This is a genomic window from Candidatus Brocadia sapporoensis (assembly GCF_001753675.2).
Taxonomy (GTDB): Bacteria; Planctomycetota; Brocadiia; order Brocadiales; family Brocadiaceae; genus Brocadia; species Brocadia sapporoensis.
This window is the reverse complement of the sequence record NZ_MJUW02000092.1, coordinates 1-19,740: the sequence shown is the minus strand read 5'-3', so window position 1 is coordinate 19,740 and position 19,740 is coordinate 1. Positions and strand designations below refer to the sequence as shown.

Genomic DNA, 19,740 nt, shown 5'->3' with positions numbered 1-19,740 from the left:
ACTTCGACAGCCTTCTCGGGAGACACAAATTGTCACTTTGAGTCTTGACCTTTAATTCGCAGCTTGTCATGTTAAATCCCGTGGCATTCCAAGTAAAGCAGACGTGGATTTATAATAGTACCATGCAAAACGTTCTTTTTTCCTAAGTATTTCTCCCTCCTTTGCCATCCTTAATCGGGGGATTTGGTTGCGGCTTTGCTGCGTTATGATATAGGATGCATGAATCCTGGAGACACTATGCTTAAAGATGTGGACGAACAATTAGAGATAGTACTGCGCGGAACGGTAGATGTTGTAACAAAAGAAGAATTGATAAAAAAATTTAAAAAATCGCAGGAAGAAAACAGGCCTCTTCGTGTAAAGTTAGGACTCGATCCCACCGCTCCTGACATCCATATCGGAAATGCCGTCCCTATCCATAAATTACGGGCATTCCAATCGCTCGGGCATACCGCAGTGCTTATCATTGGAGATTATACGGCAACCGTAGGCGACCCTTCGGGGGTCAACAAGACGCGTCCCATTATTACGTATGAAAAGGTATTGGAAAATGCCAAGACGTACCTTTCCCAGGCTGGGAAGATTCTAGATTTAAAGAAAACAGAGGTGCTCTATAACAGTGAGTGGTTTAAAAAGATGACCTTTCATGATGTCATCCAGCTCGCTTCAAAGATGACCGTGGCAAGAATGATGGAACGGGATGATTTTACCAAGCGTTATAATGCCGGTATTCCCATCAGTGTGCATGAATTCATCTATCCCCTTATGCAGGGCTACGATTCCCTTATGGTAAGAAGCGACGTAGAATTGGGCGGCACGGATCAGTTATTCAGCTTGCTCGTCGGAAGGGATTTGCAAAGAGATGCGGGTATAGAGCCGCAAGTTGCCTTGACCACGATGCTCCTTGAAGGAATCGACGGAAACAAGAAGATGAGCAAAAGTCTTGGAAATTATATTGGCATTACCGAATCTCCCGGCGAGATGTTTGGCAAGGCGATGTCTATTCCGGACAACCTGATGCGCAAGTATTTTGAACTGGCAACAGACCTGAATAGCGACGAGATCAACAAGCTTCTCAATGTCGACATCCATCCGCGCACAGCGAAGGCAGCTATGGCGAAGGCAATCGTACAGCGCTATCACAACGCTAAGGATGCAGAATCAGCGGCCGCAGAGTTTGACCGTATCTTTAAAGAACACGCCCTTCCGGATAAAATACCCGATATTGAAATATTAAGCACAGAATTAGTAAATGGCAGGATATGGGTTGCCAGACTTATTGTCTTGTGTGGCTTTGCCACTACCAATAGTGAGGCGCGACGGTTGGTTCAACAAGGTGGGGTAAGCATAAACAATGATCCCATACAGGATCCCACCCTGAATATCGAGGTAAAACCCGGCATGGTCCTCAAGGTCGGAAAACGGCGGTTTGCAAGAATTGTGCTTAAAGAATCGTTTTAACAAAGGAAAGATAGCATTGTTTACTGTGCCTGCAAGGGCGAAGTATTTACTTTAACTGGTGTGAAGACACCCATGCTCAATTGGGCAAATGCTTTTCCCCTCCCTTTTCAAAAAGCGGCTTTGATACCAAGATTTTAGTGGTTTAGATTGTCTTTCAGATGCTCTATCGTGTTTTTGACTTCTTCGCTATCAGATGCGTCAGGATTAAGTTTCAGATAAACCTCATAATCCTTCCGTGCTTTTTCGTTTTTTCCAAGTTTTTGAAAAGTATTTCCACGATGAAGGTAAGCTAATGAATTGTAAGGAAACAGTTCGATTGAGTGAGTAAAATCCTCGAGGGCTTCATCGGGCATTTTTAACAGGTTTTTGATTTGGCCCCGTTCGTAATATACGCCGGCAAGCCTCGGGCTCAGTTCTATCATTTTGTTATAGTCTTCCAGAGATTTTTCAATATCCCCTTTCCCCCGATATGCCTTAGCCCGAATATAATAAGCAAACGCATTGTCTTTGGCATATTGTATAAAAGCTGTTATGTCCGCAATCGCTTCATCAAAACGCTGTGCGTCGGCGTAGAGAATGCTTCTCTTCATATAAATTTCCGTATTCGTGGGATCAAGCTCCAGTCCTCTGTTGAAGTCAGCCAGGGCTTTTTCCGGCTCACCCGATTCGGCATAAACCAGACCACGCTGGGCATACGCCGGCGCAAATTTTGGATCTAAAGAGATGGCGCTGGTGAGGTCTCCTACGGACAAGTCTCCCCTGCCAATCATTTTAAAGACCATCCCCCGGTTATAATATGACAGAATTGAATTGGGATATAAAGCTATCGCCTTGCTATAATCCATGATAGCCTTGTCAAATATTTCCTTTGAAGCATATACTGAACCACGATTGTAATAGACCGGTGCGTAGTCGGGATTCAGGGCAACGGCCTTGTTATAATCATCCAATGCGCGATCAGGGTCATGCATTTTTTCATACAACACACCGCGGTTACAAAAGGCTACGGCATCATTGCTATGGAATTCGATCGCACGGTTTACGTCTTGTAATGATGCTTTTATATTGCCGTTCTCTTTTTGTATTATGGAGCGATTCAAATAAATATCAGCAACAACTTCATTCCGGCTAAGATTTTTGAGATAATACCCATTTCTGATACTTCCCGGCGAGATACGCTTTCCGGGCATGTTTATATAGTAACTATCCGGTGTGAACATCCCTTCGTAACCCGTCTCAATATTTCTCCGGAAATCCCCGTCGTCGTACCGGACAAAAATATGCTCCGGCACACTCACTCCATACATGGGTATGTGTAACCCTTCTGCTATGCACAGATAAAGAATAGACAGTCCTACACAATTACCCGTCTTGGTATCCAGAACCTTATTGAGGGAGAGGGAATCAAGATCGCCCGTTTGAACATAGGTAAATTGGAGTTCATTAAAAAGGACGAGATTGATCGTTTTAATAATCTGTTCCGGTTCTGTTTCATCGCGGAGACTTATTGTTACATTTTTCACAATTTCCGCCAGTTTTCTGAGATATATTTCTATGTCGATTTCAGGATAGGATTCCTGTGCTATTTCTAAGGCCGTCCTCGCAAGGGGCGCTGGCTGAGTATCGATCGACCATGCTGGCCCTGGTACGGAATCGTCTGCGAAAAGAATAAACAAAGAATACCGTGTACCCATGAAAAAATACTGAAAACTGAAAATTGTACAGACTACACAGAGAACAATGAGTTTTCTCATAGCACAGGCAAACCGGAGCCAAAATACTTCTGATTTACAATAAAGAATCGCAGATTTATAAAAATACCTTGCAAACAGAAAATCATAAATTTTTGTAAAAATGATATGACTGCTGCTGCAACGGATTTAATACGCATGTTTATTGATAAATCCATTCCATAACGTCAGCCATATAATTTTCAGATCAAAATGCAATGACCAGTTTTCAATGTAGTACAGGTCGTATTCAATCCGTTTTTCCACTGAGGTATTTCCACGCCAGCCGCTAACCTGCGCCCAGCCGGTAATTCCCGCCTTCATTTTATGCCTTAACATATATTTTGGAATGGCATTTCTGAAGTTGTTTATAAAAACAGGCCGTTCCGGACGTGGCCCAACAATACTCATGTCGCCACGTAAAACATTGAAAAACTGCGGAAGTTCATCCAGACTTGTCTTTCTCAGCAACGCACCTATTTTCGTGCGTCGCGAATCGTCCTGTTTCGTCCATACAGGACCCGTTGCACTCTCCGCATCTATCTTCATCGTCCGGAACTTGAGGATATTAAACACCTTACCATCCATCCCCATCCGTTCTTGTTTAAAGAAGACAGGCCCATGAGAAGTTATTTTAATCAGGAGTGAGATAATTCCTATAAGAGGGGATGTGAAAATTAATATGATCGTGGAGAAAACAATATCCAACAGTCTTTTTAAGATAATATTCCATCCATACAACGGTGTATCGCGAAGACTAATAAGCGGCATGCCCTCAAACTCGCTGACACTACCCCGTAAGCTAATAAACTCAAAGAGATCCGGTAAGACCATGATACTAACCATTTCATCACCAATACAATCCAGAACCTCTCTCAACTGAGTATGGGCGTTAAAAGGCAATGCGATAAAGACAATGTCAATGCCAAGCTTTACAACCAAGTCGCGGACATCAGAATACTTCCCTAACACTTTGGTTCCCTGCAAAACATTTCCTATACTTTGTGAGTCATGTGTCAGGAAACCGGAAATTTGAATTCCGAGTTCCGGATGTTTCCGCAGGATTTTTACCAGATCTTGCGCTAGGTTTTCCGTGCCAATAACCAATGCGTATCTCTGGTTATAACCTTTCCGCCGTAAGAAACGCAAAAATTCCCGGAATAGGATGCGGGTCAAACTAAGAAAGACAATGTTGATAAGCCAAAAATAAAAGAACGTCAGCCGGGAAAATTCATATTGGCGAAAAAAGAAGGTAAGTGCGATAAGGATCAGGGTGGCAAAGGTAGATGCCTTGCCAATATCCGCTATTTCAGAGAGTCTGGTCGAAACTCTGCGGGGGCGGTACAGCCCAAATATCCGAAAAACGGTTCCCCATAAAGGGATCATAAACAGGAGTAGCATCAGATATATTTTAAAGGGGGGAATCCCTTTGTAAGCAGGCACGATGTCTGAGTAAAAACGCAGGTAATATGACAGTATCCACGCACCAGACAGGGCAAGCCAATCTGCAAGAAGCAGTACGGATTCAAAAAACTTGCTATGTTTCTTTAGCATACCTGTTTTTCAATATATTGTTTAAATTTTTCTTTAAATAGCGAACGATCGAAACTTTCTGCATGTTTCCTGATTAATTGCGGGTCAAAGAGGTGTTGATGACGCTCAAAAAACCTTACGGAATCCATTAAAGATTCCGGAGTTTGTTCTGTAAAAAATACCCCTGTAGGAGACGCCGGATGAATATCCGCCTTCCCTTCAGGAGAGCCAGAAGAAGGAGGATATATCCCATGAACAGTTTCCAGCACGCCTCCTTTTGCGAAAGCAATCACGGGTTTTCCACATGCCTGGGCCTCCAAAGGGACGATCCCGAAATCTTCCTCACCCGGAAAGATCAAGGCTTTACACCCACGATAATATTCCCTCAAAGATTCACTGGATTGCCATCCGATACATTGAACGTGTTTTTTTGCCATCTTTCTGATTTGCACTTCTTCCTGCCCTCCTCCGATAAGAATGAGTGGCACCCCCATCCTTTCAAATGCGTCTATCGCCACATCGATTCTCTTATAAGGAGCAAAGGCAGAAACAAGCAGATAATAGTTTCCTTCTTTGTAACTCTCCTGCGGTGTATAAAACGAACAATCCACGGGTGGGTGAATAACCTCTGCGGATCTTTTATAATATTTTTTTATCCGGTTTGCAACATGGTGTGAATTTGCTACAAAGTGATCTACCCGCGCACTGGAAGTAACGTCCCACATCCTTAAATAGTGGGCGACGGGAGGTATCAAGACCCTGGAAACCAGACTCTTTTTTCCGATACCAAAATATGTGTGATATTGATCCCAAACGTACCTCATTGGTGTGTGGCAATAACACACATGGACGGTAGTTGAAGAGGTTAAGATACCTTTTGCCACACAGTGGCTGCTGGACAGAACCAAATCATACGCATTCATATCGAACCCCTCAATTGCCATAGGGAATAACATCAGGAAAGAGCGATAGTACCTTTTCACCAAAGGCACCCTTTGAAGAAACGAAGTTTGTATGTTTCTGTTCTCGATGATCTTTGAAACTGTGCCCTGGAGATGGATTAAGGTAAAAACGTCCGCATCAGGAAAGAGCTCACAGAATATCTCTAAAACCTTCTCTCCTCCACGCATTCCGGTTAGCCAGTCATGAACGATTGCTACTTGCATGATGGAATCTTTTTTAAGGCGCCTTCTAGAGGAATAATAGATAATATTGGTAAATCTACGTCAATGATATTTCAAAGTCAAGCGGAAAGTCCTTGTGCAAAAACAACCAGAAGCAATATGTTTTAACAAACAAGTTGTACAGTAACTTTAGAAGCAGAAATCGAGAAACCCAGGATTCGCAAGATGTGTAGAGATGTTTGTTTTCTGAACAACACCGGCGTTGTCAGGTTAGAAGCTTACTTGTACGATTTTTGTCATACCCGAATGCTTTTGTCGGGTATCCAGTGAACTCTAAACTTTATAGATTCCCGCTAAAAACTTGTGTGGAGATCTTCCGAAAGGTAAATTTATCTTTGCAATTTCTCAATGGTTGGTATAATTTAAGAGCAAAAACGGCGGGCAGCAAATGAAGATGAATTGATAGTGTTAAGGTATATACCGTCTCTTACGGCTTTTATTCCTGTTTAACCGTCCTGCTGAATTATTTAGCCTCTGAACGGAAACTACCAAAAATATCCTTTTAGGTGGAGCGAGAAATCTTTTGAGTATTGAAATTGTAGGGTTTGAAGATTTCTCCCTTCGGTCGAAATAACAAAAGTATGCGTTTTCGTTCAGACACTATTTAACGATAGGATACAAACACTTTCTTATTACTTTTGCCATGGAGAACTTTAAAAAATCCGGTACAGAAACAACGGCAACCCTCTTCCGTTATATTACAGACGAATTACACGCCTGGAGTCATATAGTTGAACGCCTGATCTTCAAGGATATGTACTCCGTGAAAGACGTGAAGAAGCGGCTTTTGTTGACCGCAGGTTTCTTAAGATAAATGTTATCCTTATGGTACACAAGATTGTCCCTGTTCCCGAAGAACTTCGTTCAAAAAAGATCATTCTGGCGGGTGAGGCAGGGCAGGGTATAAAACTTATGGCGCATGCGCTGGCTAATATCCTTGCTAAATTAGGCAAAGAGATATCGTTAAATCTCGTTTATGATGCAGCAGTGCGCGGGGGTAATATTCATGCGGAAATTGTTTATTCCGATGACCCTATTGACGTTCCATTTTTTGAAGAGGCTGATATCGGTCTCCAGCTTTCGAAGACACCCGATCCCTCGATACGGGCAAAGCTTATGCTTATCGAATCGTCTGCCTGTGGTGCAGAATGTAAAAAGTGTGAGATCAAATGTCCCGCGAGCGACCGTGTTCCCTTTGAGAAACTCGCAATAGAACAGTTTAACAGTCCTATCTTTGTCAACATGATTGCTCTGGGCAGACTCTTAAGCAAAATTGGCATTAATCTTGAGAAGGTAGATTTTGCTTCAGAATTTCCACCACAATTCTTCAACGAAAATATAAAAGCGATACGCTATGGGTACACGTACAAAGATTAGTGCAGAGGAAATCGTTGAAAAGATATCTCATCTGTGCATGGGCGCCAATTTTCAGGTAAGTGATGATGTTCTTGATGCATTGAAAAACTCCCGCGAAGCTGAAGCGTCCTCCGTAGCAAAGGAAGTATTTGCAGATTTACTGGAGAACGCAAAAATTGCACGTGAATGCCAGATGCCTATCTGCCAGGATACGGGGGTTGCCGTCGTATTTGTTGAGTTGGGCGAGGACGTAGAGATTACTGGCGGCCGTCTGTACGATGCGATTCATAATGGGGTACGCCAGGGTTATAAAGAAGGTTATTTGAGAAAATCGATGGTTGCAAATCCGCTCAAACGTGTCAATACCGGTGATAACACCCCTGCTATTATCCACACAGAACTTATTCCCGGAAATTCTGTAAGAATTACGTTCATGGCAAAGGGTGGAGGCTGTGAAAACATGAGCCGGATTGCCATGCTGACTCCGGCTGATGGCAGGGAGGGGGTTATAAACTTTGTTGTAGAGACCGTGCGAATAGCAAAGGCCAATCCCTGTCCGCCCATTATTGTGGGTGTTGGGATCGGCGGCACTTTTGATTATGCTGCCCACCTGGCTAAAAAGTCACTCTTGAGGCCTTTGGGAGTAGGACACAGCGACCCTGATACTGATTGTCTGGAAAAGGAGATGCTGGAAAGGGTAAACAATTTGGGCATTGGAGCCCAGGGTTTAGGTGGCAGTGTAACCGCCCTTGGAGTTCGTGTGGAATGGTCTCCCTGTCACATTGCCAGCCTTCCGGTAGCCGTTAATATTGAGTGCCATGCACACCGTGTGAAAACGGTGGTATTGGGTATCTAAACTTTTTGACCATGTGGCTATCCAAGGTTATGTCAAACATCATTCACATAAAAACCCCTCTCATGGACGATACAACTGCAAACCTCAGGATAGGCAATAGGGTTCTGATATCCGGAATTATCTATACGGCAAGGGATGCGGCTCATCAACGGCTTGTAGAACTTGCCGGGCAGGGTAAGAAGTTACCTTTTGATGTACAGAATCAGATCATTTATTATGTGGGTCCAAGTCCCGCGCAGCCAGGAAGACCTATCGGGTCATGCGGGCCAACTACAAGCTATCGGATGGATGTCTATACACCTCAATTATTGGCAATGGGCTTAAAGGCTACCATCGGGAAAGGTAATCGCTCTGACAGTGTCATTGAGGCAATGAAGCAGTATAAGGCCGTTTATTTTGCCGCAACCGGAGGCGCCGCTGCCTTATTGGCGAAGAGAGTAAAAAGGGCGGATGTCATTGCTTATCAGGACCTGGGAACCGAGGCTATCATGCGGCTTGAGGTGGAAGATTTTCCCGTTGTGGTAGCCAATGATATATACGGAAATGATTTATTCAGAGAAGGAATGGTAAAATATCAGAATAGATAATTCCTGGTGCAGCAAGGCCTCAACCACGTCTCCGCACTATTGGTAAGGCAGGCAAGTCGTTTGTCATGTATGCTACTTTTTATTAAATACCTCTATGCAAACTAAAAAAGCAGCGTTAAAATGGATTGTTATTGTTTGTAGTTTGGCACTGGGGATTCCATTAGCCGGCATCTTTATTATTCCAGCGTTTGTTTCTGACGATTTTATACAACACGAGGTTCTCCGGGCAGTAGAGGATAATTTTAAATCTGTACAACAGATCGGACCCGTTTCTTTTCATTGGCCCAATAAGGTAAATATCCCCTATCTTACAATCCAGAGAGTGGAACAGGAGCCGGACACCCAGATACAGCTTGAAGATATTCAAGGTACATTCCAATTGCTTCCTGCGCTGTGGAAAGAAATTGTTGTAAAGAAAATTTGTATCCGTCAAATGAACTATGAAAACCGGTTGCTGGTAGAAGACCTTGTTACCAACGCATTTTCTTTCAGAAATGGCATTATCACTACCGATGCCCGTTGCAGGGTAAACGAAGGCCCTGCTGTTGTACAGGGTGTGATTGATCTTCATCAGAAAAGACCGGTATTTGACCTTACGTTTGAGGCAAAGGGAGTCCATATTACCCGGGACATTCCTGTCGTCAATCTCATTCCCGTTTTTGTGGTAAAGGACGGTGATATCGGGGGGTTGCTGAGCCTGAACGGTTCTCTGCAGGGCAATGGCATGGGTAAGGAGATACTTAATCAGGAGCTTACTGCCAATGTGAGGATTGAAATAAAAGACGGGTACATCCAGGGCAACAAGGTTATGTCCGCTCTACTGGAAATGCTGGGCGAGTCGGAGCAGTATTCGTTTGATTCTCTGGAGGCGGTAATCCTGGTCAAGGACGGTAAGATTTTCACGCAAAAGATGGAGATACAGGGCCCGCTGGCGAATATTACAGCATCGGGTGTGGCTGAATTTGAAGGGGTAATTTCGTATGATGCTATGGTTCAATTTCACAAAGAGCGGATGAAAAAGGATGTCGAAAATATTGCAGGGCTTATTTTAGAACAACATGCGGTTCCCATAGAAATACGAGGCACGACCAAAGATCCAAAGATTGCCGTAAAACTGAATAAAGAGAGCCTGGGGCATCTTTTCAAAGGTTTGGTAAACGATTTTTTACGCAACCCAAAAAGAGGAAAAAAAAACAATTAACTATGCACTGGATAGATTACTCAATTTTTGTCATCGTATTTTTTGCTGCCGTTATGGGACTTGCCAGCGGTCCGTTGTTTCAATTTATTAGAATTGGTTGTCTGTTCATCTCTTTCCTTACAGCGCTGCTTTTTCACAACACCTTGGGTAATTTTCTGCAAGGATTTTTTACCCAGTCCACGGCGGGATTGTTTGGTTACCTTTTTATCTACGGTGTCGCATTTATTGCTACCCACATTCTCACGGATGTGATAAAAAAAATTATAGGAAAATGGGAAATAGGGATTGGTATGCGGCTGCTGGGTGGCCTGTTAGGAATTATCAAAGGTCTCGTCTTTTCCGGTGTGATCATCTATGGCGTCCTTACATTTTGCAGTAAGGCAACCTGCGACACGGTTTATTCCTCAAAAGTTGCGACCCACATCGGGAAAGGAATGCAAAAGTTAGTCTCTGGTATTCCTGAAAGTATTTCCGAAAAAATTAATAACTATGCAAACGATGTTAAGAAAAAAAATCCTCCGAAAGGCTCAGCACGAGATGAGAGCAACGATTTTAAGTCGCCATTGTGAGAAAGAGATGATGGAAAACGTCCTAAAACCTATGATTTCATGCACCAAATTTATTACAGAAATACGGTACCTTCCTAACGCAGCATACTGCTACCGAAATAACACATCCCCCTTTTTCCTCATCTTTACAGGGAGGGGATGAAGGACATACGGGTCTCTCGTTGATTTGAGCGTGGAAAGTGCTGCATAAAAGACATTCGAGAGCCCTCCTGTATTCATGATGCTTTTTGTAAACCCTGAACTGCAACAGACTTTTGCAAAAAAACTTACAGCCTTTTTGCCAGGATGCATCACTTCTTGTCGGCATTGACATTTTCCCTATGATAAGCAGTAGCAGACGGGTTCTCTGGTTTAGTGCCGTGCATAAGTAAGGAGAGATTGTCTGACCGATTGGGTTCAGTCTTACCATAACATGCCGTGAAGACAACTATAAAATCAGTATTCTTCGTCTTTTTAAGAAAACTTGTGATGGCCAGTGTAACTTTTTTCAAAGTTGACGGAACGTTCTTTAAGGTAAAGGAAAGCCTTGACCTCAATCGTCACAGTTTGTTATATATTAAACGTTATTAACTCTTGATACTTACAAATACTCTTTGACTTCGGAGAGGAGAATATTGTGAAATTTCCAAATCGAAAGACAGCGCCTTTTTTTTTAATTTTGGTTGGCGTCCTTTTTCTGAGTTCCTGTGCGCAAGCGCCTTCGTATCTTCCCTATGAAAAAGGGGTGCATATCATAGTGAGCCCTTCTAAACTAAGTGTCCACTCGGGTTCCGAGGATAAGGTGTTTATTCAGATACTGGACAGGCAGGGCGGCCCGCTCTTTGGCATCAAAGTTACGGCTGTAAGTCCAGTCCCGACGGTTGCAACGGTTACCCCTGAAGTACTTACTGATCCCGCAGGAAAGGCTGTATTTACCGTAAGTGGAATTTCCCCAGGTACTACACAGATCATCTTTTCTGCGGCAGGACAAAAGGCCGTAATGGAAGTCGTTTTTATCGGGCATTAATTTATGCGATATTGGCGCAGGTCTTTTATGGATGGTTGTGTTTGTTGTGCGCGTTATTAACTTTGCATTCACATCCAAACTGAATTACCGCATGCCCAATCTTGAATTTTTCACTGAGAACACGGTTAATTTCTTTGGAAAGCTTCGTAGTCTCACTAATCATCATGTCTTTCGTATCAATATGGCCGCTCATGGAATACATACCGGAAGTAATTGTCCAAACATGAATGTCATGAGCATCATCGATGCCGGGAATCTGTTTGAGCCTGGCGATAACGTCATCAATACGGATTCCCTTCGGTGTCGCTTCTAACAAAACGTCAACGGATTCAATTACTAATTTGTAAGACCAAATCAGGATAAGTATGCAAAGTACGACACTGATGATGGGATCTATAACAAACCAGTTCGTATAGTAAATAAGAACTGCTCCGAGTATGACACCCACCGACGAAAGGGTATCGCTCAGCATATGCAGGAATGCGGCCTTAACATTCAGGCTGTGCTCATGGCCATGGCTATCGCCTTTGAGAAGATAAACACAAGTTATATTGGCAACCAGACCAATTAGGGCTACGATGAACATCTTACCACTTGAGATGGTTTCGGGGTGCATAAAACGGTGGTAGGCTTCATAAAATATCCACAAGGTAATCATGAAGAGAGTTACGCCGTTAAATAAGGCTGCCAGTATTTCCAACCGATAGAAACCATAGGTTTTTTTTTCTGTAGGGGGTTTTGCTGCAAAATAGAGAGCAAATAGACTCACGAGCAATGCAAACAGGTCGGTGAGCATGTGGCCGGCATCGCTAATCAGGGCGAGACTATTGGCGATAAAGCCACCAACAATCTCTACGATAAAGATGCTGCCCGTCACAACACTCGCAAGCACCAATTTCTTCCGTTCACGCGCCCGGTATTCATGTTTATGACCACGTTCATCCTCAATGTGATTATTATCTATGTCATGAATATGTCCGATGGTATGTCTCCCGTCAGGCAAATGATTATTTTAAAAATTAATATTTTTTGAAATTATAAATTGTTGAATGGCCGAAAACAAACTATTTTTGTTATACGTTTTATACAGGTAATGAAGATAATCCGCGGTAGTTGGGAAGCATCAATTGGTGGGACTGCTTTAAAATCGGTAGAGTTATTCTAAAATGAACAGAAAGAGAGGAAGTTGTACAACTCATGGTTTGCGTTTAATCTACAGAAATATTTCGATAGTTATTGAGGTTTTTTTAAATATATTTTTTGTAGCAATGGTATTACCTGGAGTATCTGGTACTGTAGAAGTCAAGAGTACTATTATACATTTACTTTCTGAAGACTCGTGCAATCTTGAGGTTGGAAATTATGAGTCCACTGTTGAGAAAAGAGATGAATTTTAAATCTTCGCAGTCAGAATTGGCGGCGACAAATGCTCCTTCTTTTGCACAGCCCAGGTTTGAATCAAGTGGAAATAGGATTATGGAAATAACGTAGCTTCATTCGATGGCATTGACGCCTGAGCTTTTTTATGCCTTCTGCGTTATGGCATTAGACATAAAGTTTCGTGGATAAAAGCATATGTTTTTACAATAAGGAATTGTCATCGACAAAGCAAGATTGGACAGTGCGTGTATCTCATTACCCTTACGGTAGTGCTCCCGAGAATCATTTCCTGAATTCTTGAATGACCGTAGGCGCCCATGACGAGAATATCAAATTTTTCGTCTTCATCATTACAGAGTTCCAGGATGGCCTTTGCATGATCGGTTCCTTCTTTTGCAACGGTATCGACGGCAAGATGGTAGCTTTCGAGAAAAGTCTTTGCCTTTGATAGCGGTTCCAGGACTGCGTCTTTTTTGTCTGCCACATAAACCACGGTTATTGGTAACTTCATGACTGCAGCTATTTCAGCGCCACTCTTCAGGGCTTTATCTGCAAATACACTTCCATCATAGGCAATCAACATCCTGGTAAACGGCTTGTATTCTGCCGGTGTAATAAGTACCGGTTTGTGAGTCTGCCGTACCACAAATTCAACATTGGTACCTAAAAAAACATCGCGCCATTCAGCATGAATGCCCATCTTTCCCATAGAAATCAGGTCACAGTCATCTGCGGATTTAACGATTTCATGGCTCACAACTCCCTCGCGTATTTCCTGGCTAAATGACACCTCTGCCTGGTTGCACTTCCCCTCTACCAGGGTTAATGCCGCATCGGCCTGTGATTCCAGCATTTCCCTGATTGTTTGGTTAAAGGTACCATAGGGGACCATTCCACCGATGCTTGTACCAATATCATGGATCAATGGCCCGGTCAATATCTTGACGTCTTTAACGAACAACCCTCTGATGCTGGCTTTAAAAAGTCGCGCAATGGTTACAGCGTAGTCAGCAGCAGTTAGGCTATTGTCTGAACCATCGGTAGGGACGAGAATTCGTTTAATCATAACTGCCAGTCCTCCGGGTGTCTGTTTTTATAAATGATATGAAAAACAAAAGATTTCTTTTCTAAAAATCTCGTTGATATATGATCGCTGCGATTATCACCGAATGGCAGGTTTTTGTCAAGAGATTAGTTTCAAATCTGAAAGACGTCCTTCAATCTCCATCGCCTTATAGTATTACCGTGTAAAATCTTTCTTTTTTTGTAAGTTTTTTACTCCCCTTCGCCCCCTTTGACTTCGTCGTGATGGTTCGACAGGCTCACCATGCCACGGCGCAACATCCTGAGCCTGCCGAAGGATCCGTCGAACGATAGGAGGGATTTGGTTGCGGCCTTGCTGCATTATGAATTTCATTGACCATTTACAATTTATTGATGTATAATAAAAAATTATAGTATTACCTCATAAAAAACCATTTTTTGAAAAAGATTTTTTACTCCTTCTTTGTTTCCGCCCCATGAAGGATAGGAAGAGAGGGGTGATTAACCTTGTTCTTGTATATAGTAAGCAGGGATTGGTCACAGCATAGCTGCGTCAGGTATTAATTCTTTGTCAAATCTTTGTTTTCAAATTAGTTAAGGTGAAACATCCCTTTGTATTGTTAGGGCATAAAGTATGGATAAAGAAATTTTCAAAGAAATATTCCTCCTGATCCTTGAGATCATCAAGGCACTTTGTGAAATGCTCTGGAAAAAGATAAAAGGCTTTTTTTGCCTGATCTGGGACAGGTTTTTTGGCGTAATGGATATTTCCTCCTCTGAGCAGGAAGAGGGGCAGCAGGAATGGGGTGACACCGGCGAAGATACTTGGCCGGTAACTTCAAAAGGATTGTCCCTTAAAACGGAAGAATCTCTGCTGCAGGTGGAGCGGAAAGAGGCAGTGTATGCTCCAATAATTCCAGATCTTCCGGAGGATTACGGAGATAATCGCATTGTATTAATGGTACGTGATGCAGAATGTCTGTTTGCCTACTGGGAACTCAGGAAAGACGTGTTGGACAGTATTATCAATACGCTTGGTAGCATGGCGCACAGCGCAAAAATTGTATTACGGGTTTATGATATTACAGATACCGTCTTTAACGGAAACAATGCCCCTGATTACTTTGATATTGAAGTGACAGGCGGCGCACGAAGTTGGTATATTCATACTGGAAAACCGAACAGATCGTTTTGCGCGGATATCGGTTTCCTCACTCCGAATGGGACATTTCGTCTCATTGCCCGATCAAATTCGGTGCTGATTCCCCGTTCCGGCGTATCAGAGGTAGTTGATGAAACATGGATGAGTATTGAAGCGCTGTATGAGAGTATAGATGCCTCCGGGCAATTTGGCAGTAGTGAATCGGTATTTAAAAGTGCACATAAGAATTGGCAGGAAATACTAAAAGAAGGCGTCGCTTCACCTGAATCTCCGCGTGTTTCACCGGTTTCAAAAAAATAATTTATGGAAAAGGGTTATTTGTCGCTCATTTTACATGCACATCTGCCATTTGTCCGCCATCCGGAATATACCGAATTTTTCGAAGAAGACTGGCTCTTTGAAGCTATTACAGAGACATACATCCCACTTATTGATGTCTTTGATAAACTGATCGAGGACGGAATCGGCTTTCGCATAACGATGTCCATAACGCCGCCGTTGCTTTCGATGCTGACGGATCCTCTTTTACAATCTCGTTATATCCGTTATATTGAAAAACGAATTGAGCTTGCTGAAAAAGAGATTGAGAGGACGAAGCATCAACCAGAATTTAACCGGCTTGCGCAGATGTATTACGGGTATTATACCAATGCACGAAAAGTATTTGCAGAAAAGTACCGGTGGAACCTGGTAAGTGCATTTAAAAAAATCCAGGATGCAGGTAATTTGGAAATAATTACCTGCGGGGCTACTCATGGTTATTTCCCCCTCATGAATAACAATATGAATGCCATGCGTGCCCAAGTCTACGTTGCGGTAAATCATTATGAGAAACATTTTGGCCGGCGACCCCATGGAATGTGGCTGTCTGAGTGCGCCTATGAACCGGGAATAGATAAGATACTCCGGGATACAGGGATACGTTTTTTTATTATGGAAACCCACGGAATTCTCTTTGCTTCCCCAAGACCGAAATATGGTATTTACGCTCCCATTTTTTGTCCGTCAGGAATAGCCGCGTTTGGGAGGGATATGGAGTCTTCCAAACAGGTATGGAGTGCCAGGGAAGGATATCCTGGGGATTTTTTCTATCGCGAGTTTTACCGAGACGTGGGATTTGATCTCGATTATGATTATATAAGGCCGTATCTCCATGGAGATGGCAAGCGCAGTAATATTGGTATCAAATATTATCGGATTACCGGCAAGACTGATCAAAAAGAGCCTTATTCCCCTGAAAAGGCATTAGATAGGGCTGCCGGGCACGCGGGAAATTTTTTGTTTAACCGACAGAGACAGATTGAGTACCTGTCCACAGTAATGGATCGAAAACCCATTGTTGTAGCACCGTATGATGCGGAACTTTTTGGTCATTGGTGGTTTGAGGGACCTCAGTGGATTGATTTCCTGTTTCGGAAGATCGACTCTGACCAAAAGGAAATCTCGCTGATTACTCCGTTAGAATATCTTGAAAAATATCCGGTTAATCAGGTTTCCACACCGTCTCCTTCGAGCTGGGGATACAAAGGTTATCACGAGTATTGGCTGAACGAAAGCAACGATTGGATTTATCGTCATCTGCATAAGGCGGCAGAGCGTATGGTTGAATTAGCGAAGACCTATCATTGCCTGTCAGAAAATGCCTTGCGAAATCGGGCGCTTAACCAGGCTGCACGTGAGCTCCTGCTGGCGCAGAGCAGCGATTGGGCATTTATTATGAAGACTGGCACCATGGTAGAATATGCCATAAAGAGAACCAAAGAACACCTCCTTCGTTTTACAAAACTCTATGATGATATTCGATCAGACAACATTGATGTTGCCTGGCTCTCCAATATCGAGTGCAAAGATAATATATTTTCCGATATCGGTTATCACATTTATCAATAGCTATAACGGCGCCCATGAATCTGGGAAATCAAGAGGAGATGATATACCAGGAACCGTTAGTAAAAAAATGGTGAAGACCCCCAACAAGATAGAAGGCTTGGAGCGAGCTGATCTATGGCAGCAAAAAGATTAAACAATTTTTGAATGAAAGGAGAAATCAATAGCATGAAATTGTCAAAAAAGATTGGCTATGGACCATCACGCAAAAGAAGTAAAATTCATGCAGAGAACGATCCGTATTTACCACCCAAGGGAAAAGGACTGGCGGGAGTTGCCATTTGCAAGGATTGTACGGCTGTTTATCATAATAAAAAGTGGTTCCTCGATGCCAAACTTTACGAGAAAAAAAAGATTTTAAAAGATATCAACTGGGTAATCTGTCCTGCATGTAAAAAGATAAAAGAAAACGTCCCTTTTGGTATCGTGACTCTGAAAGGTGATTTTCTGAAACAACACAAACAAGAGATTTTAAATCTCATCCATAACGAAGATACACGTACGAAGAATTATAACCCCTTAAACAGGATTATGAAGATTAATGAAAAGGGCGATGAAATCGAGATATCCACTACTTCGGCCAAACTAGCGCAGCGTATTGGGTCGGTTTTGTTTAAGGCTCACCACGGAGAAGTGAAATATAAAAAACGTGGAGATGCAAAGTTCATGCGTGTGGAGTGGAAACGGTAAAACCCCTACCTTTAAAATTTACTGAGGAGTCTGTGTTATGATTAAAATTGAAAAAATTCTGTTTCCTACTGATTTTTCTGCATGTTCGAAACATGCCTTAAAGTATGCTCTGGACATTGCCGTAGAACGAGGGGCAAAACTCTACATCTTGCATGTAATACCAAAAATAAATGTTCCTGTTGGCACCGGGGGATTGACTTTCCCAGTATCCAAACTCTATGAAGATATGGAAAATGAAGCAAAAAAAAATATTTATCGTTTGGTACCCAAGCGATTCATGGAGAAGATACAAGTTGAAAATATTATTATACGAGGAACACCTTTTCAAGAAATTAACAAGGCAGCCCAAAAATATGATATAGACTTAATTACCATTGCTACACATGGCCGGACTGGTCTTTCCCATGCAATCTTGGGGAGTACGGCGGAAAGGGTCGTAAGAACAGCTCCCTGTCCGGTCCTATGCGTCAGATATCGCGAACGTTAATTTGTACAGCCGCAAAATCCGGTTTTGCATGTGTACGTTCGCAAATGAAATTACGATAAACGACACAAATGAATCTGCCCTCAAGAAAGAGAAATTTGTTTGTGTCGTTTACAACAGAAAATAACTATCCATGTATTCTTTGATATGCACTGAGTATCCCCATATACTGGTATCCGACATCAAGAATACAATAGTATTTACAATGCACGTTTCATTTCTATCCCGTTGCTTCCTGTTCGTTATTTCGAAACTATTTCGTGACAATCCGCTTCGAATAGCAACAACTTTTATCTCGCAGATTAGCCGACATGGAAATCATTGTTGAAAAGGTGAATGATCTCTCCGTTCAACAATCCGCAATTGAGATTGTTGAACGCAAAGGATTAGGGCATCCGGATACATTATGTGACCGCGCTGCCGAAGAATTGAGTATCGCATTTTCCAAATATTATATTGAAAAATTCGGAAGGGTGTTGCATCACAATATTGACAAGTGTCTTCTTGTGGGTGGACGCTCTGAGGTTTGTTTTGGCGGTGGAACAGTGACAACCCCCATGCACCTGATTGTTGCCGGGCGGGCAGTAGAATCGGTAGGAAAGGAAAAGGTGCCTTTGGAAGAGATTGCCAGGGAAACAACCAACCGATGGTTAAAAGAACAGTTGAGATTCATAGAACCTGAAAAAAATGTCATTGTTGAAACAAAGATTAGAACCGGCAGCGCGGAACTTTTGTCAACCTTTGACAGCTCGATTCCGTTAGCAAATGACACCTCGATTGGTGTCGGTTTCTCACCTATGACAGAAACAGAGTCTCTCGTTTACCACACCGAGCAATTCTTAAATTCTCCGGAAGTGAAACGGAAATATCCCATGATTGGTGAGGACATTAAAATCATGGGCGTCAGGGTAAACGACCATATAAACCTTACGATAGCCATAGCATTTGTTTCGAGATTTATTTCATCAAAAGAGGTATATTTTGACACAAAATCGAAGATCCTTGAATACATCTTCACCTTTGTGAAAAAATTAACGACGTGTGAGGTTTCTCTTGTACTCAATGCTGCAGATAATTATAAAAAGAACATTGTGTATTTAACCATTACCGGAACCAGCGCCGAGTGTGGAGATGACGGACAGGTAGGCAGAGGGAATAGGGCCAATGGCTTGATTACCCCTTACCGGCCAATGACCCTAGAAGCAACAGCAGGAAAAAACCCAATTACCCACACTGGCAAATTATATAACTTGACCGCCGGTGAAATAGCGGCGGAAATAACGAAAGAACCCGATATTTCCGGCGCTGAGTGCTATCTGGTGAGTCAGATAGGAATACCCATCACGGAACCCCAAATTATACATGTAAAAATCCGTTCCAACCTTGAGAAAAAAATCATAGAAGAAAAGTGCAGAAAGGTCATACATAAACATCTCGGTCAAATACCCCGGTTATGGGCTGGAATTTTAGAAAAACGCTATTCTTTATATTAGTGAGAAACTGAAAATTGCAAGTTCGAGATTCACAAGGATACCTTGTCCGTGAAAACTTACAACCTAAATTCTGCAAACGATTTTCGCAGTGCGAAAATCGACCTTCTGTAATACCCT

17 protein-coding genes are annotated in these 19,740 nt (G+C 42.6%); 12 read left to right on the top strand and 5 right to left on the bottom strand.

Annotated elements, in window-relative coordinates:
* Positions 1 to 237: 237 nt before the first annotated feature.
* Positions 238 to 1,461 (top strand): tyrosine--tRNA ligase, encoded by a 1,224-nt coding sequence (tyrS, locus tag BIY37_RS08515; protein ID WP_070067415.1) that lies wholly within the window; start codon positions 238 to 240, stop codon positions 1,459 to 1,461.
* 134 nt (positions 1,462 to 1,595) lie between these two features.
* On the opposite strand, the gene BIY37_RS08510 is transcribed toward tyrS, so the two are convergent.
* The 3 genes from BIY37_RS08510 to BIY37_RS08500 form a co-directional block, all read right to left on the bottom strand.
* A complete protein-coding gene (locus tag BIY37_RS08510) occupies positions 1,596 to 3,137 on the bottom strand; it encodes a tetratricopeptide repeat protein (RefSeq protein ID WP_179129346.1) in 1,542 nt (513 codons plus the stop codon).
* Between the two features lie 204 nt (positions 3,138 to 3,341).
* Positions 3,342 to 4,745, bottom strand: coding sequence for an undecaprenyl-phosphate glucose phosphotransferase (locus tag BIY37_RS08505; protein ID WP_070067413.1), 1,404 nt, complete (start codon positions 4,743 to 4,745; stop codon positions 3,342 to 3,344).
* On the bottom strand, positions 4,739 to 5,890 hold the full coding sequence (locus tag BIY37_RS08500) for a glycosyltransferase (RefSeq protein ID WP_080324963.1): 1,152 nt from the start codon (positions 5,888 to 5,890) through the stop codon (positions 4,739 to 4,741). Before BIY37_RS08500 ends, BIY37_RS08505 begins: the two co-directional genes overlap by 7 nt.
* A gap of 843 nt (positions 5,891 to 6,733) precedes the next feature.
* Here BIY37_RS08500 and BIY37_RS08495 point away from each other — a divergent pair.
* From BIY37_RS08495 to BIY37_RS08460, 6 genes are all read left to right on the top strand, one after another.
* Positions 6,734 to 7,285 carry a 2-oxoacid:acceptor oxidoreductase family protein gene (locus BIY37_RS08495; RefSeq protein WP_070067412.1) on the top strand — a complete coding sequence of 184 codons (552 nt, stop codon included), beginning with the start codon at positions 6,734 to 6,736 and terminating at the stop codon, positions 7,283 to 7,285.
* Positions 7,263 to 8,120: a fumarate hydratase gene (locus BIY37_RS08490; RefSeq protein ID WP_070067411.1), complete on the top strand. Its 858-nt coding sequence runs from the start codon at positions 7,263 to 7,265 to the stop codon at positions 8,118 to 8,120. The genes BIY37_RS08495 and BIY37_RS08490 overlap by 23 nt, the downstream gene beginning before the upstream one ends.
* A 29-nt stretch (positions 8,121 to 8,149) precedes the next feature.
* Positions 8,150 to 8,707, top strand: a complete 558-nt coding sequence (locus tag BIY37_RS08485; RefSeq protein WP_070067425.1) for a Fe-S-containing hydro-lyase — start codon at positions 8,150 to 8,152, stop codon at positions 8,705 to 8,707.
* A 94-nt stretch (positions 8,708 to 8,801) separates the two neighbouring features.
* The gene (locus tag BIY37_RS08480) at positions 8,802 to 9,908 is read left to right on the top strand and encodes an AsmA-like C-terminal region-containing protein (protein ID WP_080324962.1); all 1,107 of its coding nucleotides are present in this window, start codon (positions 8,802 to 8,804) and stop codon (positions 9,906 to 9,908) included.
* Positions 9,909 to 9,910: 2 nt separating this feature from the next.
* Positions 9,911 to 10,477 carry a CvpA family protein gene (locus BIY37_RS08475; RefSeq protein WP_070067409.1) on the top strand — a complete coding sequence of 189 codons (567 nt, stop codon included), beginning with the start codon at positions 9,911 to 9,913 and terminating at the stop codon, positions 10,475 to 10,477.
* A 616-nt stretch (positions 10,478 to 11,093) separates the two neighbouring features.
* Entirely contained in the window at positions 11,094 to 11,483 is a 390-nt protein-coding gene (locus BIY37_RS08460) for an Ig-like domain-containing protein (RefSeq protein ID WP_070067406.1), read from the top strand.
* A 25-nt stretch (positions 11,484 to 11,508) separates the two neighbouring features.
* On the opposite strand, the gene BIY37_RS08455 is transcribed toward BIY37_RS08460, so the two are convergent.
* The gene (locus tag BIY37_RS08455; RefSeq protein ID WP_230402476.1) at positions 11,509 to 12,486 is read right to left on the bottom strand and encodes a cation diffusion facilitator family transporter; all 978 of its coding nucleotides are present in this window, start codon (positions 12,484 to 12,486) and stop codon (positions 11,509 to 11,511) included.
* A gap of 594 nt (positions 12,487 to 13,080) precedes the next feature.
* Positions 13,081 to 13,929: a universal stress protein gene (locus BIY37_RS08445; protein ID WP_070067404.1), complete on the bottom strand. Its 849-nt coding sequence runs from the start codon at positions 13,927 to 13,929 to the stop codon at positions 13,081 to 13,083.
* 612 nt (positions 13,930 to 14,541) lie between these two features.
* Here BIY37_RS08445 and BIY37_RS08440 point away from each other — a divergent pair.
* The 5 genes from BIY37_RS08440 to BIY37_RS08420 all read left to right on the top strand — a co-directional run bounded on the left by BIY37_RS08440 (position 14,542) and on the right by BIY37_RS08420 (position 19,623).
* Positions 14,542 to 15,369: a DUF4912 domain-containing protein gene (locus BIY37_RS08440; protein ID WP_070067403.1), complete on the top strand. Its 828-nt coding sequence runs from the start codon at positions 14,542 to 14,544 to the stop codon at positions 15,367 to 15,369.
* A 3-nt stretch (positions 15,370 to 15,372) separates the two neighbouring features.
* Positions 15,373 to 16,959, top strand: coding sequence for a glycoside hydrolase family 57 protein (locus BIY37_RS08435; protein ID WP_070067402.1), 1,587 nt, complete (start codon positions 15,373 to 15,375; stop codon positions 16,957 to 16,959).
* Between the two features lie 165 nt (positions 16,960 to 17,124).
* A complete protein-coding gene (locus BIY37_RS08430) occupies positions 17,125 to 17,646 on the top strand; it encodes a BCAM0308 family protein (RefSeq protein ID WP_080324961.1) in 522 nt (173 codons plus the stop codon).
* Positions 17,647 to 17,683: 37 nt separating this feature from the next.
* On the top strand, positions 17,684 to 18,133 hold the full coding sequence (locus BIY37_RS08425) for a universal stress protein (protein ID WP_070067401.1): 450 nt from the start codon (positions 17,684 to 17,686) through the stop codon (positions 18,131 to 18,133).
* 308 nt (positions 18,134 to 18,441) lie between these two features.
* Positions 18,442 to 19,623, top strand: a complete 1,182-nt coding sequence (locus BIY37_RS08420; protein ID WP_070067400.1) for a methionine adenosyltransferase — start codon at positions 18,442 to 18,444, stop codon at positions 19,621 to 19,623.
* Positions 19,624 to 19,740 lie beyond the last annotated feature (117 nt).